The organism is Amycolatopsis sp. cmx-8-4, from assembly GCF_046548675.1.
GTDB lineage: Bacteria > Actinomycetota > Actinomycetes > Mycobacteriales > Pseudonocardiaceae > Amycolatopsis.
Map to the genome: position 1 here is coordinate 246072 of NZ_JAEBDZ010000006.1, position 14561 is coordinate 260632.

Sequence of the window (14561 nt, forward strand, 5' to 3'; positions counted from 1 at the left end):
GTTTCGGCGTAGTACAGGCGCACAGCGCGCGCCGAGGGGCATCCTCGGCCCCCGCAGCCGCGTCGGCTGACTCGCAGGGCCCCGGAACGCCGAAGGCCGCCACCCGAGCCGGGTGGCGGCCTTCAGCATGTCTCGGAGTGCGTCAGTCGGCGACCGGCGCCAGCCGGCCCGCTTCCCAGGCCGCGCGGCGCTCGGCCTGCAGCACCGGGTCGGCGACCGGGGCCGCCGACAGCAGGCGCCGGGTGTACTCCTGCTGCGGCGAGTGCAGCACCTGGTCACGGGTGCCGACCTCGACCAGCTTGCCGTACTGCATCACCGCGACGCGGTCGGCCAGCAGGTCGACCACGGCCAGGTCGTGGCTGATGAACAGGCACGCGAACTGCAGCGACTGCTGCAGGTCGAGGAACAGGTCCAGCACGCGGGCCTGCACCGACACGTCCAGCGCCGACGTCGGCTCGTCGGCGATCAGCAGTGCCGGGTCGAGCGACAGCGCCCGGGCGATCGCGACGCGCTGGCGCTGGCCGCCCGAGAGCTCGTGCGGGTAGCGGTTCATGTAGTGCCCGCCCAGCTCGACCTTGTCGAGCAGCGAGCGCACGCGGGCCGAGAGCTCCTTGCCGGCCAGCACCTTGTGCAGCACCATCGGCTCGGCGATCGACTCGCCGATCGTCATCTTCGGGTCCAGTGTGGACGCCGGGTCCTGGAACACGATCGAGAAGAACCGGCGCAGCGGGCGGATGTCCTTCGCGGACATCGTCGTGATGTCACGGCCCGCGATCGCGATGGTGCCCTGGGTGGCCCGGAGCAGGCCGACGGCGCAGCGGCCGACGGTCGACTTGCCGGAGCCGGACTCGCCGACCAGGCCGACGATCTCGCCCTTGGCGATGGTCAGCGAGACGTCGTCCACCGCGCGGTTCTTGCCCTGACCGCGGCGGCCCGGGTACTCGAGGACCAGGTTCTTGATCTCCAGGGCCGGCGCGGCCTCTTCGATCACGGCCTCCAGCTCGGCGTCGGCCAGCCGGATGTCCTCGGCGATCTTGGCCGCCTCGGTGCTGTCGGCGTCGATCCCGGTGTCCAGCAGGCGACGCCCCTCGGGGCGCTGGCCCAGGACCGGCACCGCGGCGAGCAGCCGGCGGGTGTAGTCCTCCTTGGGCGAGGCGAACAGCTCGCGCACGGGCGCCTCTTCGACGATCTCGCCCTGGTACATCACGATGACGCGGTCGGCCATGTCGGCGACGACGCCCATGTCGTGCGTGATCAGCACGATCGCGGTGTCGAGGGTGTCGCGCAGCTTGCGCAGCAGGCCGAGGATCTCCGCCTGCACGGTGACGTCGAGCGCGGTGGTCGGCTCGTCGGCGATGATGACCTGCGGGTCGCAGGCGATCGCCATGGCGATGACGACGCGCTGGCGCAGGCCGCCCGAGAGCTGGTGCGGGTACTGCTTGAACCGCTGCTCCGGGTTCGGGATGCCGACCATGTCGATCAGCTCGACCGCGCGCTTGTCGGCGGCGGCCTTCGAGATGTCCTGGTGCGACCGCAGGGCCTCGCGCAGCTGCCAGCCGACCGTGTAGACCGGGTTCAGCGCCGTCATCGGCTCCTGGAAGATCATCGCGACCTGGTTGCCGCGGATCTTCTGCATGTCCTTCTCTTTGAGGTCCGCCAGGTTCCGCTCGCCCAGGCGGAGCTCGCCGGCGATGCGGCTGGTCTTGGGCAGCAGGCCCAGCACCGACATCGACGTGACGGACTTGCCGGACCCGGACTCACCGACGACGGCGACGATCTCGCCGGGCTTGACGTCGAACCCGATGCCCTTGACCGCGTCGACGACGCCGTCCTCGGTCGGGAACGAGACGCTCAGGTCGGAGATGGACAGAACGGATCCCGACACGTCGGCGACGTTCGCCGAAGTTGCTTCAGTGCTCACCAAGATGCCCTTCGTGGGGGTACAGACCATCGCGACGCGGCGGTCGCGACTCGCGCGAGGATAACCGAGGGTGTCCCCGACTTAGGTCGGAGCACGGGAATTACGCTCAACCCGTGATCTCTCCGGTACCGCGAAGACTGCTGCTCGTCCACGCCCATCCCGACGACGAGAGCATCACCACCGGCGCCACGATCGCACGATACGCCGCCGAGGGCGCCGAGGTGACCGTGGTGACCTGCACGCTGGGTGAGGAAGGCGAGATCGTCCACGAGCTGCCGGAGCTGGCCGGGCTGGGGGCCTGGGCCGCCGACCAGCTGGGGGGTTACCGCGTCGGCGAGCTGAAGGCCGCGTGCGCCGCGCTGGGGGTGTCGCGACATCGTTACCTGGGCGGGATCGGCCGGTGGCGCGATTCGGGTATGGCGGGCACGCCGGCGGCGTCCCACCCGCGGGCGTTCGCCGGTGGTGCCCTCCAAGAGCAGGCGGCGCAGCTGGCGGCGGTCCTCGACGAGGTCCGGCCGCAGGTCGTCGTCACCTACGACGCGTTCGGCGGTTACGGCCACCCCGACCACATCCGCGCCCACGAGATCACCATGGCCGCGGCGCCGCGGGCGGCGTCGGTCGCCCGGGTGTTCCACACGGTCGCGTCGCGTGACGACGTCCGCGCCGGCCTCGCCGAGCTGCGGGCCGCCGGGACGTCACGCTTCCCGGTGCCGCCGGACGCCGAGCTGCCGGTGACGCCGGACGAGGAGATCACGACGGTCCTCGACGTCGCCGCGCACCTGCCGGCGAAGCTGGCGGCCCTGCGCGCGCACGCGACGCAGCTGACCGTCGTCGAGGGCGCCGTCCCGCACTTCGCGCTGACCAACGAGCTGGCGCAGCCGATCCCGGCGCGCGACTGCTTCGTGCTGGCCCACGGCCCGGCCGAGGGCGCGGCCGGCGACCTGTTCGGTGGACTGTGACCACGCCCGACCGGTTGACCGGGACCCGGATCGCGTTCCTCGTGCTGCTCGCCTTCGACGCCGTGCTGCTGGGCGTGCTGGAGCTGTTCTTCCTGCCGCTGCGGCTCGGCGTCGTGCCACTCCCGGTGACGGTGCTGGTCGGCGCGGTGACGACGCCGTGGCTGGTATCGACCACCGCGAAGCTGGTGCGGCCGTCTCTTTCGTGGGTACCCCTCGTCGTGTGGGTGCTCGTCGTGTTCGGGTTCGGCATGCTGGGTCCGGGTGGTGACCTGGTGCTGATCCAGGACTGGCGGGCGCTGTTGCTGCTCGGTGCCAGCGCGCTGCCCGGCGCGATGGTGCTCGGCGGTGGGCTGGGCCGTGCGGCGGGAAGGAAACCGGGACGTGGCTGAGGCGATTTCCGACAAGCAGGTCGTGGCGGTGCTGCGGCCGTTCGTCCGGGCGTGCGGCCCGATGCTGGACGCGCTGCGCGAGTCCGACCCGTTCGGGCTGCAGGCGCGCGACCGGCGCGAGCAGGACGACCTCGCCGAGGTCGAGTCCGGGCTCAAGGCGAAGCTGATCCACGGGCTGACGTCGGTGAAGGTCCCCGGCACGGCCGCGTGGGGCCGGATGACCGGCTACGACCGGTCGAGCTGGTGGATGAACCGGGTCGGCCGGTTCACGGCGCTGCTGACGTCGATCCCCGGCCTCGGCGGCGCGCTGGCCGACCGGCTGCCGGTGCAGGACACCCTCGGCGCGGCCTCGCAGGGGCTGCTGCTGTGCGCGATCGCGGGCGAATACGGCGTCACGGACGTCGGCACCCGCGTGCGGCTGATCGCGTCGGTGCTGTTCGAGCGCGACATCGACCCGGATCTCGCGGCGGGCAAACACGCGGAGCACGACGAAGCCGCGGAGGCGGAAGAAGCCGCGAGGCTGACCGAAGAGCTGACGGCGTCGGAGAAGAAGCACGGCAAGGCGACGGTCAAGGCCGCCGCGGGCACGCTGTGGCGCCTGGGCCGCGGCCTGATCGGCATCACGGGCGAGCTGGAGAAGCGGCCGCGGGGCAACTTCGTGCACCGCGCGCTGGGCCTGCTCCCGGTCGTCGGCGCGGCCGGCGACTACCTCGGCGAGCGCTCCGGGCTGAAGGAGGTCTGGAAGCGGGCGCACACCTGGCTGACGGAGCAGGCGCCCGCCCGCTGACCCGGCGCGTCAGTTCCAGAAGCGGAAGACACTGGCGCCCGCGCGGGCACCCTCTTCGAAGCCGCCCAGGCCGTTGTAGATCCAGAACGCGCCGTCCCACAGGGCCGTGCTCGCCGGGGTGAAGAACCAGAGGATCGCGAACAGGATGATCGGCGCCCACGGGCGGACCTGCGCGCCGAACGCGCGGGCCTGCGGCGGCAGGTACGGCTCGATCGCACCCCAGCCGTCGAGGCCGGGGATCGGCAGGATGTTCAGGATGAACGTCAGGATCTGCAGCAGCGCCAGGTAGGACATCGCGACGACCAGGCCGCCCGCCATCGGCACCAGCGCCACCACGAGCGCCAGCGCCGCGCCGACCGCGAGGTTGCTCAGCGGGCCGGCCAGCGAGACCCACGACGACGTCCCGCGCGAGCGCAGCGCGCCCCGGTTGATCCAGACCGCGCCGCCGGGCAGCGGGATGCCGCCGATGATCAGGAAGATCAACGGCAGGACGATCGACAGGACCGGATCGGTGTACTTCCGGACGTCGAGCGTCAGGTAACCCTTGTGGGCGACGCTGGCGTCACCGCCCCGGTAGGCGACCATCGCGTGGCCGAACTCGTGCAGCGACAGCGACGCCACCCAGCCGGCGGCGACGAAGATCACGACGCCGGCGATGAGGAGTGGATCGCGATCGCCGACCAGGACGGTGGTGACGTCGCCGAAGGCGGCCATCACGCCACCGGCGACGGTGAGGGCGAGGATGCCGAGGAAGACCGGGCTGGGGCGCGTCGCTGACTTCTGCACGCTTCCAGTCTTCCGTATGCCCGGTGTGAAGTTACCGGCGTGTCCCCTTGCGCGATCGGGCCGAAGGGTCCCCCGAACTCGCTACTCCGCTTGACCTGACCGCACTACACGGGTGTAATCACAGTGATGTCATTCGTCGTCGAGGGGACGACGGGTGGCGTTTCACCACCGCCAGCCTGGGGAGTGCTAGGGAGCGAGGAGGCGGACGTGCGGTTGGAAGCCGATGGTAAGGAATGGGGGCACGTCATGAGTTGGGGCGAGATCCCGGAGCAAGCTCTGGGAGATCTCACCGAGCTCATCGATGCCACCGAGGAAGAGCAGGACTGGCAGGAACGCGCTCTGTGCGCGCAGACGGACCCGGAGGCGTTCTTCCCGGAGAAGGGCGGCTCCACCCGTGAAGCCAAGCGGATCTGCCTGGGTTGCGAGGTCAAGGACGAGTGCCTTGAGTACGCGCTGGCCAAGGACGAGCGCTTCGGCATCTGGGGCGGTCTGTCCGAGCGGGAGCGCCGGAAGCTGAAGAAACGCACAGTTTGAAGCGTGTCCGAGGGGTGAGTTGCGTCCGCGGAAAGCGCGAACCGTGCTCGCGCTTCAAGTGCCTTCTGGGGGTGCAACCCCCAGACCCCGCCCGGGGGCACGCCCCCGGACCCCCGCTGTAGCCGGCTTGCGTGGATCAGCCGGCTCGGCGTTGGGTCACGGGCTGGGTCTTGGCCGGCTTGGCTTGTGTGATGCGCCCACGCAGTTCCACTGCGTGGGCGCTCTGCATTCCGCACGGCGTGGGTTCACCATCGGGTGACGGACCGGGGCCGTAGGGTGGCCGCACCGACCGCCGCCTGATCAGGAGCGTTTGTTGCCCCGCACCGTCGCGCCGCCCGCCCTGCGCACCGCGCCCGTTCTGGCCATTGTGGTCTGTCACAACGGCGAAAACTGGCTGCCGCTGGCGCTTTCCTCGTTGCGCCGCAGCACCGTCGGTCCCCGGCACGTGCTCGCCGTGGACACCGGATCCACCGACGCGACCCCGCGCCTCCTGGCCGCCGCGGCCGACCCGGGCAGTGATCCGGACGCACCTCCGGTGCTCTCCGGGATCATCACGCTTTCGAGTGAAACCGGCTTCGCCGCCGCGGTGGCGCAAGCCGTCGAACACGCCACCGAGCGCTGGGGCGACCCGGGCGCGTGGCTCTGGCTGCTGCACGACGACTGCGCGCCCGAACCCGACTGCCTCGACGAACTCCTCAAAGTCGCGACGGCGCAACCGTCCGCGACCGTGCTCGGCGCGCTCGGGCTCGACTGGACGGACCCGCGGCTGATCGTCGAAGCCGGCCTGTCGACCGACGCGTCCGGGCACCGGCAGCAGGTCGCCGCGACCGGCGACGACCCGGCCGAGGTGCTCGCCGTGCCCAGCGCGGGCTCGCTCGTGCGCCGCGATGCGTGGGACTCCCTCGGCGGGTTCGACCAGGATTTCCCGTTGCTGCGCGAAGATCTCGACTTCGGCTGGCGCGCGAACGCGGCTGGCGGGCTGGTGCTGTCGGTGCCGGCCGCGCGGGTGCGGCACGCGCGCGCCGTCACCACCGGCCAGCGGGCCGCCGACGCCGTGCCCGCGTCGCTCGCCGCCGCGAACCGCGCCCACGGGCTGCGGGTGTTCCTGGTGAACTGCTCGCCGTTTTCCTTCTGGCTGGGGATGATCCGGCTCCCGCTGCTCTCGGTGCTGCGCGCGCTGGCCTTCGTCCTGCTGCGCCGCACCGGCGAGGCGCGGGCGGAGTTCGCGGCCGCCGCGTACCTCCTCAGTGGACGCGGCGGATTGCGCGCCGCCCGGGCGCGCCGACGGCGGAATCCGCGGCCTGGCACGGTTCGCGGCCTCTTCACCGGACGCGGGACGCGGCTGCGCAACGCCGTCCGCGCCGGCGTCGTCGGCCTCGTGCGCCGCGGTGTGGAGAACGACGTCGCGCTCGGGACGGTCCCCGAAACCGTCGAAACCGAGTCCGCATGGGTGACGCCGGAAGCGCTCGACGCGCGGGAGAACCGTCCTGTCGGGCCGGACGCGCTGCCCGCCGGCGCGTTGCGCGGGGTCAGCTCCCGCGGGTCCGGGCTGCGGCGGCCGGGCACGCTCGTCGCCGTCACGCTGCCGGAAACCGTGGCGCCGGAACCGGAAACCACGGAAACCACCGAAGAGATCATCCCGGCACCCGAGCCGGAGATCGTCTTCGTCGAGGTGAACCGCCGCCGCGTGCTGGGCGCGACGATCTTCGCGCCGCCGGTGGTGCTGCTGGTCGTGATGACGGCGCTGGGGCTGTTCGTGAACCGCGCCCGGCTCGGGCTCGACCTGTTCGGGGGCAAGCTCCTCCCGGTCGGCGGCCTGGGGGAGCTGTGGACGTCGTACCTCACGCCGTGGCACGCGATCGCGGGTGGCACGGGTGCGCCCGCGTCGGCGACCGTGCCGGTGCTGGGCACGCTCGGCGCGGTGTTCGGGCCGATCGGCGGCCCGGCCGCGCTGGTCGCCGTCCTCTTGCTCGGGGACATCCCGCTGGCGGCGCTGACCGCGTACGTGGCGACACGGCGGCTTCGCGTGCGCCGGTGGGTCCGCGCGGTCGTCGCCGCGACGTACGCGCTGCTGCCGGCCGCGACGGCGGCGGTGGCGCAGGGCCGGCTCGACGTCGTCGTGGTGCACCTGGTGCTGCCGCTCGTCGCGGCGGGCATCGCCGGGCTGCTGGTCCGCGCGGACCAGCGGTGGCTGCACGTGTCGGCGCTCTCGGCGTTCGGCGTCGCGCTGCTCGGCGCGTTCTCGCCGCTGGCGCACGCGCTCGCGCTCGCCGGGCTGCTGATCGGGTTCGTGGTGCTGCCCGCGCCGACCGGGCTGGCGCGGCGGATCGCGTCGGTCGGGATCGTCGTCCTGCTGCCGCTGGCGCTGCTGCTGCCGTGGCCGACGGTGTTGCTGAAGCACCCGGAACTGCTCGTGCAGGGACTGGGCGGCGCGGCTTCGGTGGCGTCCGGCACGGATCTGGCCGGGCTCGACCCGGGCGGCCCGGGCGCGTGGCCGATCGGCGTCGCGGTGATCGCGGCGGCGCTGGTGGCCATCGTCGTTCGGCCGACGAAGCTCGCCGCGGGCGGGCTCGCGCTGGGGGTGCTGGGCGTGGGCGGCCTGGTGCTGGTCCGGCTCGTCACGGCGACCCCGATGCAGGGCGGCGCCGCGGCGCACGGCTACGCGGGGGTGCCGCTGCTGATCGTCGGCGCGGGGCTGCTGTGGGTCGTGCTCGGTTCGTGGCAGCGCGGCGGTGCGGCCGGGGTGCCGTCGACGTGGCTGCCGAAGGTGTCGGCGATCGCCGGGGTCGTGGTGTTCCTCGCCCTGGCCGTCGGCGCGGTGGCCGTCGGCGGCCAGGGACCACTGCGCGCCGGCGAGCGTCCTTCGCTCGCACCGGAGGTAACGGCGGAGCTGGGCGCGTCGGGCCGGTCGGTGCTCGATCTGGCGCCGGACGCGACCCGCCAGATCGCCGGCCGCCTGCCCCACTACGGCGACGACGAACTGGCCCCGACCCCCGCCACCCCGGCCCGGCTCGCGACGTGGCGCCGCGACCTCGGCCAGGGCGACGCTCCCGCGGTGCAGCGCACCTTCGCCGCGGCGGCGGCCGCCGGGGTCGAGTACGTGGTGCTCCCGCCGGGCGTGGACCCGCAGGCGTACCCACCGCTGGCGAAGGACATGGTCTCGATAGCGGCCCCGACTTCGGACGGCCGTGGCGTGCTTCGCCTGCTGTCGCCGGCGGGCCAGGTGATCCTGATCTCCCCAGAGCAGGCGAAAGCGGCGGTCACGGGCGGCGGCGCCCCCGGGAACGCCCCGGGCGTGGCCCCGGTCCAGGCGGGCCTCCCGGACGTCCGGGTCCGGGTCTCGGAGGGCCCGACCGGCCGGTTGCTGGTGCTGGCGGCGGAGCAGGAAGCGGGCTGGAAGGCGTCGGTGGGCGGCAAGAGCGTCCCGATCGTCCCGGCGTGGGGGCACCAGGTCGCGGTGTCGGTGCCGCCGACGACGTCGGAGGTGACGGTGGAGTACCCGGGCACGGAACGGAACCTGCTGCTGCTGGCCCAGCTGGCGGCGGTGCTGTTCACCCTGCTGACGGCGGTCCCGGCCCGGCGTCGCAGCTGAGCTTGCGGTCCCGGTCGGCGCTGCTTTCCTCGGGCGCGAGTGGCCCGTTGGTGCTGCTTCGGGCGTGAGTGGCCCGTTCGCGCGGGTGTGGTTGCGGGCGCGAGTGGGCCGTTCGCGTCGAGAAGGTCGCGAGTGGGCCGTTCGTGCGGCGCGTTGACATCAGTGCGAGCGGCCCGTTGGCGTGGCATGGAGGTGGGCGCGAAAGGGCCACTCGTGCCGTGACGAGCGTGACTGGCCCGTTCGCGCCGAGATGAGCACGACTGGCCCGTTCGCGCGGCCGACCCACAAGTGCAGGCGCGGACTATTCGCCTTCGATGACGTCCGGTTCCACGCCGAGGTACCCCGCCACCTGCTCCACCAGCACGTCGTGCACCAGCTCGGCCAGCTCCGACGGGTCCTTCGCGCGCGCCTCCAGCGGCCGCCGGTACAGCACGATCCGGGCCCGCGTCGGCATCCCCGTGCGATCCACCCCCGCCGGGACCAGCCGCGACAGCGGCACCGCGCCGTCGTGCAGGATCCCGTCCGCGGGGGCGTGGCCGTTCTCCCGGACTTCGGGCACGTCGTCGACCGCCACATCCAGCTTCGTCAGCTCGTGGCGCCAGCGCGCTTCGATCGGTTCCAGCGCGTCGAGCACCAGCGCGTCGAACCGCTCCGCGCGGCTCGCGGCGGCGGGCAGGGTCGCGGGATAGAGCGTCCCGCGCAGGCCCCGGCCGTGCCGGTCCCGTCGCAGGCGCCGCCGTTGTCGGTAGTCACGAGCCGTCGCCACCCCGGAAGTCTATGCGGTCGGCGCGTCTCAGCGCGTGTCGCTCCTACGTCCTTGCGGCGACGCGCTATCGTTTCCGATCGTGCGGAGCGTACGGAAGTGTTCGCGTACCGGCTGTCTCGAGCCGGCTGTGGCCACGCTGACGTATGCCTACAGCGACTCCACCGCCGTCGTCGGCCCGCTGGCCACCGCCTCCGAGCCCCATTCGTACGACCTCTGCGAAGCCCACGCGCTGCGGCTGACCGTCCCCAAGGGCTGGGAAGTCGTCCGGCACGAAGGCGCCTTCGCCGCTCCGGACCCGTCGGCCGACGAGCTGACCGCGCTGGCCGAGGCCGTGCGCGAGGCCGGCCGGTCCGACAAGCCCGCGCCGCCGGTCACCGAGCCCGAGGGCCCCTCCGGGCGCCGCGGCCACCTCCGGGTCCTGCCCGGCCGCGCCTGAGCGCGTAACCCACCTCCGGCGCCGGTAGGCTTTCCGCGCGGCGCAGCGGGCGCCGGGACGACTATTCGCGGGGAGACGGCGTGCCAGACCTTTCGGGCATCGTGAAGGCCTACGACATTCGCGGCGTGGTCGGCGAGCAGCTCGACGCGGACCTCGTCCGCGACTTCGGTGCCGCGTTCGCGCTGCTCATCAAGCCCGAGGCCCCCGCGGTGGTGATCGGCTACGACATGCGCGACTCGTCGCCGGGGCTGTCCGCGGCCTTCGCCGAGGGTGTCACCTCGCAGGGCCTCGACGTCGTCAGCATCGGCCTGGCGAGCACCGACCAGCTGTACTTCGCGTCGGGCTCGCTGAACCTGCCGGGCGCGATGTTCACCGCCAGCCACAACCCGGCCAAGTACAACGGCATCAAGATGTGCCGCGCCGGCGCGTCGCCGGTCGGCCAGGACACCGGGCTCGCCGAGATCCGGGACACCGTCGAGCAGGGCGTGCCCGGCTTCGAGGGCCAGCGCGGCACCGTGTCGGAGCGGGACGTCCTCGCCGACTACGCCGCCTACCTGCGCAACCTCGTCGACCTGTCCGGCAACCGGCCGCTGAAGATCGTGGTCGACGCCGGCAACGGCATGGGCGGGCACACCGTCCCGACCGTCTTCGACGGGCTGCCGATCGACGTCGTGCCGATGTACTTCGAGCTCGACGGCAGCTTCCCGAACCACGAGGCCAACCCGCTGGACCCGGCGAACATCGTCGACCTGCAGGCGAAGGTGCGCGAGGTCGGTGCGGACGCGGGCGTGGCCTTCGACGGCGACGCCGACCGCTGCTTCATCGTCGACGAGCGTGGCGAGCCGGTTTCGCCGAGCGCGATCACGGCGCTGGTCGCCGTGCGCGAGCTGGCGAAGGACCCGGGCGGCACGATCATCCACAACCTGATCACGTCCAAGGGCGTGCCGGAGATCGTCGCCGAGCACGGCGGCAAGCCGGTCCGCACCCGGGTCGGGCACTCGTTCATCAAGGCGGAGATGGCCCGCACCGGTGCGATCTTCGGCGGCGAGCACTCGGCGCACTACTACTTCCGCGACTTCTGGCGCGCCGACACCGGCATGCTGGCGGCGCTGCACGTGCTCGCCGCGCTCGGCGAGCAGGACGGCCCGCTGTCCGACCTGACCAGCGCGTACTCGCGCTACGCGGCGTCGGGTGAGATCAACTCCACGGTCGACGACCAGGTCGCCAGGATGATGGCCGTGAAGGACGCGTTCGGCGGCAAGTCCGGTGTCGAGATCGACGAGCTGGACGGCCTCACCGTGGACCTGCCGGGCGGCGCGTGGTTCAACCTCCGCCCGTCGAACACCGAGCCGCTGCTCCGGCTGAACGTCGAGGCCGCCAACGCCGAGGCGGTGCAGGCCCTGGTGGAAGACGTCCTCGCGATCATCCGCAGCTGATCCGTCCGGGGGTGAAGAGCCGTCAGGACCGCACTGTGTCCGAAACTGTGCTCTTCACCCCACCTCATCGCGTGGTATGGAGGAACCATGGCCCTCACGCTCGACGCCCAGCTCCTCGAGATCCTGGCGTGCCCGTCGCCCGATCACGCCCCGTTGCGTCCCGGGAACCCGGGCGACCCGGAGGCCGACGCCCTGACCTGTACCGAGTGCGGCCGGGTGTACCCCGTCCGTGACGGGATCCCGGTGCTGCTGCTCGACGAAGCCACCGGTGGCCCCGCTGAAAGCGAAGCGTCCGATGCCGACGGTGCTTGACGACACGCTGCTCGACGACCCCGCGCGCCTGGCCGAGGCCGACAGCGCGGGGCTGCTCCGGGCGGCCGCGATGGCGGGTGCCCAGGTGCGGGCGGCGGCCGAGCTCGCAGCCGAGCTGGGGCTGGCCGACCGGCTCGACGTGGGCCGCCCGCGCGCCGTAGTGCTGATCGACCGGCCGGGGGTGAGCCGGACGGTCACGCGGCTGCTGGCGGCGCTGCTGGCGCCGTCGTGCCCGGTCCCGGTGGTCGTCGCCGAGGTGGTGCCGACCTGGATCGGCGCGCTCGACGTCGTCTTCGCGCACACCGACGACCCCGACGACCGCGAACTCGCCGCGTCGCTGGCGCGGGCCGCGCGCTTCGGCGCGTCGGTGGTGCTCTCCGCGCCGGCGGACGGCCCGGTCGCGGCCGCCGTAGCGGGCAAGGGCCTGCTGCTGGCGCCGCGCATCCCGGTGCCGGCCGAACTGGCGTTCCCCCGTGGCCTCGCCGCCGGGCTGCTCACCGCGAACGCGCTGGGCCTGCTGCTGGCCGACGTCCAGGTGCTGGCCGACCAGCTCGACCTGGAAGCCGAGAAGGACTACCTGGCCCGCGACTCGTTCGAGAACCCGGCCAAGGCGCTCGCCCTCCGGGTCGCCGACCGCGTGCCGCTCCTGTGGGGGCTCGACCCGGTCGCCGTCGCCGTCGGTGAACACGCCGCGCACGCGTTCGCGGCGCACGCGGCCACGGTGTGTGACGTCGAGGACTTCCGCCAGGCCTTGGCGCGCCCCGCGTTGCGGCGAGTGGCGCAATCGGGTGGCGCGGAGCGTGACATTTTCGCCGATCCGGACGATCCACCAGGTGACATCCAGACCCGGGTGCTGCTCCTCTCGGTGCGTACCGGTCCGGCCACGGACGCGGCGCGCTACCAGGCCGAGGATCTGCTGCCGGGTGCGGACGTCATCGTCCCGGCCGAGGAGATCGAAACGGACGAAATCGTGCGGGCCGCGGTGCTGGCGCTGCGGTTCGAACTGGCGGCGGTCTATCTCGGGCTGGCGGCGGGCAGCATCGGCGGTGCGGGCCGCTTCGAGCCCGTAACGGCGTGAGACCCGCCGAGCACCGGCCCCAGCCGGTGCCGAAGGAGTGGAGTTGAGGTGACAGTGGAGCTGCTGCGCAACGCGGTGCGGCCCTACGCCTGGGGATCGCGGACGACGATCCCCGAGCTGCTGGGCCGTCCGATCCCCGCGCCGCACCCCGAGGCCGAGCTGTGGATGGGCGCCCACCCGGGTGACCCGTCGCACGTCATCGGGCCCGACGGGGCCGAGCGGAGCCTGCTGGAGTTGGTCGAAGCCGACCCGCTGAACCAGCTCGGCGAGCGCTGCGCGAAGCGGTGGGGCGGGCGGCTGCCGTTCCTGCTGAAGATCCTCGCCGCGGAGGAGCCACTGTCGATGCAGGCGCACCCGTCGGCCGCGCAGGCCGCGGAGGGGCACGCCCGCGAGGAGAAGCGCGGCATCCCGCGGGACGCGCCGAACCGCAACTACCCGGACCCGACAGCGAAGCCGGAGCTGGTCTGCGCGCTGACGGAGTTCCACGCGCTGGCCGGGTTCCGCGAGCCGGCGCGCACGGTCAAGCTGCTGAAGGCGATCGAGACGCCGGGGCTGGCGAAGTACACCGGCCTGCTCGAGGCGCAGCCGGACCCCTCGGGCCTGCGGGCGCTGTTCACGACGTGGATCACGCTGCCGCAGTCGTCGCTCGACGCGCTGCTGCCGGAGGTGCTGGACGCCTGCGTCCGGCACCTGCGGGAACACGGCGAGTTCTCGGTCGAGTGCCGGACGATCCTGGAGCTGGGCGAGACGCACCCGCGCGACGCGGGCGTGCTGGCGGCATTGCTGCTGAACCGCCTGACGCTGCGCGCGGGCGAGGCGATCTACCTGCCGGCCGGCAACCTGCACCTGTACCTGCACGGCACGGCCGTGGAGATCCTGGCGAACTCGGACAACATCCTCCGGTGTGGCCTGACGCCGAAGCACGTGGACGTCCCGGAGCTGCTGCGGGTGGTCGACTTCGCCTGCGGCGAGATGCCGGTCCAGTGCGGCGACGGCGGCGACCGCTTGGCGGTCTACCGCACGGACGCGCCGGAGTTCGAGCTGTCGCGCGTCGAATGGTCTTCGGGTCAGGACGACGAGCTGACGGTCGACAGCATCGGCCCGCAGATCTTGCTGTGCACGGCGGGCGACCTCCTGGTGACGGCGGACGACGGCGAGAAGGTGGAGCTGCGCCGCGGCCAGTCGGTCTGGCTGCCGGCCGCCGACCCGCCGGTGCGGATCCGCCCGCTGGACGGGACCGGCGCCCAGCTGTTCCGCGCGACGGCGGGAAACTGCGAGGACTGAATTTCGCCGGAAAGCCACCAGGATTCCGTGGTCCTGGTGGCTTTTTCGTGCGCGGAGTGGGTCGTGCGTTCTGTGTGCGTTCCGTGTGGCGGGGTTCGCCAGTATCGGTTGTAGGGGTGGTCCTGGAGCCTCGTGCTGTCGATTTCCGGGAGGGAACGAGAGGTCTCGGACGCTGCTGGGGGTGACGCCGGTCGGTTGCCCGGCGTCGGCGAGCGGGGCCTCGGTTCTGGCGGGGGGCGTGGTCGCGCGGGGAGGCGTGGCTGCGGGTCGGGAGGCCGGGC

Annotated in this window: 13 protein-coding genes; 10 read left to right on the top strand and 3 right to left on the bottom strand. The window is 72.7% G+C overall.

Going from position 1 to position 14561, the window contains the following annotated elements; genetic code table 11:
* Window positions 1-142: 142 nt before the first annotated feature.
* Entirely contained in the window at window positions 143-1921 is a 1779-nt protein-coding gene (locus ACLJQZ_RS15130) for an ABC transporter ATP-binding protein (RefSeq protein WP_410620624.1), read from the bottom strand.
* Window positions 1922-2034: 113 nt separating this feature from the next.
* Here ACLJQZ_RS15130 and mshB point away from each other — a divergent pair, with 113 nt between their 5' ends.
* From mshB to ACLJQZ_RS15145, 3 genes are read left to right on the top strand one after another with little or no spacing between them, the layout of a single operon-like run.
* A complete protein-coding gene (mshB, locus tag ACLJQZ_RS15135) occupies window positions 2035-2880 on the top strand; it encodes an N-acetyl-1-D-myo-inositol-2-amino-2-deoxy-alpha-D-glucopyranoside deacetylase (protein ID WP_410620625.1) in 846 nt (281 codons plus the stop codon).
* Window positions 2877-3269, top strand: a complete 393-nt coding sequence (locus ACLJQZ_RS15140; RefSeq protein WP_410620626.1) for a hypothetical protein — start codon at window positions 2877-2879, stop codon at window positions 3267-3269. The genes mshB and ACLJQZ_RS15140 overlap by 4 nt, the downstream gene beginning before the upstream one ends.
* The gene (locus tag ACLJQZ_RS15145; protein ID WP_410620627.1) at window positions 3262-4056 is read left to right on the top strand and encodes a hypothetical protein; all 795 of its coding nucleotides are present in this window, start codon (window positions 3262-3264) and stop codon (window positions 4054-4056) included. The genes ACLJQZ_RS15140 and ACLJQZ_RS15145 overlap by 8 nt, the downstream gene beginning before the upstream one ends.
* Before the next feature lie 9 nt (window positions 4057-4065).
* On the opposite strand, the gene ACLJQZ_RS15150 is transcribed toward ACLJQZ_RS15145, so the two are convergent.
* Window positions 4066-4770, bottom strand: a complete 705-nt coding sequence (locus ACLJQZ_RS15150) for a site-2 protease family protein (protein WP_326951658.1) — start codon at window positions 4768-4770, stop codon at window positions 4066-4068.
* Between the two features lie 318 nt (window positions 4771-5088).
* Between ACLJQZ_RS15150 and ACLJQZ_RS15155 the strand changes: the two genes are divergently transcribed.
* Window positions 5089-5376, top strand: coding sequence for a WhiB family transcriptional regulator (locus ACLJQZ_RS15155; protein WP_410620807.1), 288 nt, complete (start codon window positions 5089-5091; stop codon window positions 5374-5376).
* Window positions 5377-5689: 313 nt separating this feature from the next.
* Window positions 5690-8968: a glycosyltransferase gene (locus ACLJQZ_RS15160; protein WP_410620628.1), complete on the top strand. Its 3279-nt coding sequence runs from the start codon at window positions 5690-5692 to the stop codon at window positions 8966-8968.
* A gap of 301 nt (window positions 8969-9269) precedes the next feature.
* Here the strand turns inward: ACLJQZ_RS15160 and ACLJQZ_RS15165 are convergent, their stop codons facing one another.
* On the bottom strand, window positions 9270-9734 hold the full coding sequence (locus ACLJQZ_RS15165) for a metallopeptidase family protein (RefSeq protein WP_247057535.1): 465 nt from the start codon (window positions 9732-9734) through the stop codon (window positions 9270-9272).
* A gap of 79 nt (window positions 9735-9813) precedes the next feature.
* Between ACLJQZ_RS15165 and ACLJQZ_RS15170 the strand changes: the two genes are divergently transcribed.
* From ACLJQZ_RS15170 to manA, 5 genes are all read left to right on the top strand, one after another.
* Window positions 9814-10170 carry a DUF3499 domain-containing protein gene (locus tag ACLJQZ_RS15170; protein ID WP_247057533.1) on the top strand — a complete coding sequence of 119 codons (357 nt, stop codon included), beginning with the start codon at window positions 9814-9816 and terminating at the stop codon, window positions 10168-10170.
* An 80-nt stretch (window positions 10171-10250) separates the two neighbouring features.
* The gene (locus ACLJQZ_RS15175; protein ID WP_410620629.1) at window positions 10251-11606 is read left to right on the top strand and encodes a phosphomannomutase/phosphoglucomutase; all 1356 of its coding nucleotides are present in this window, start codon (window positions 10251-10253) and stop codon (window positions 11604-11606) included.
* A gap of 87 nt (window positions 11607-11693) precedes the next feature.
* Window positions 11694-11918 (top strand): Trm112 family protein, encoded by a 225-nt coding sequence (locus tag ACLJQZ_RS15180; RefSeq protein WP_410620630.1) that lies wholly within the window; start codon window positions 11694-11696, stop codon window positions 11916-11918.
* A complete protein-coding gene (locus ACLJQZ_RS15185; RefSeq protein WP_410620631.1) occupies window positions 11902-12996 on the top strand; it encodes a hypothetical protein in 1095 nt (364 codons plus the stop codon). Before ACLJQZ_RS15180 ends, ACLJQZ_RS15185 begins: the two co-directional genes overlap by 17 nt.
* Window positions 12997-13050: 54 nt before the next feature.
* Complete coding sequence (gene manA, locus ACLJQZ_RS15190; RefSeq protein ID WP_410620808.1) at window positions 13051-14280, top strand: mannose-6-phosphate isomerase, class I; 1230 nt, start codon at window positions 13051-13053, stop codon at window positions 14278-14280.
* The last annotated feature ends 281 nt before the right edge of the window (window positions 14281-14561 follow it).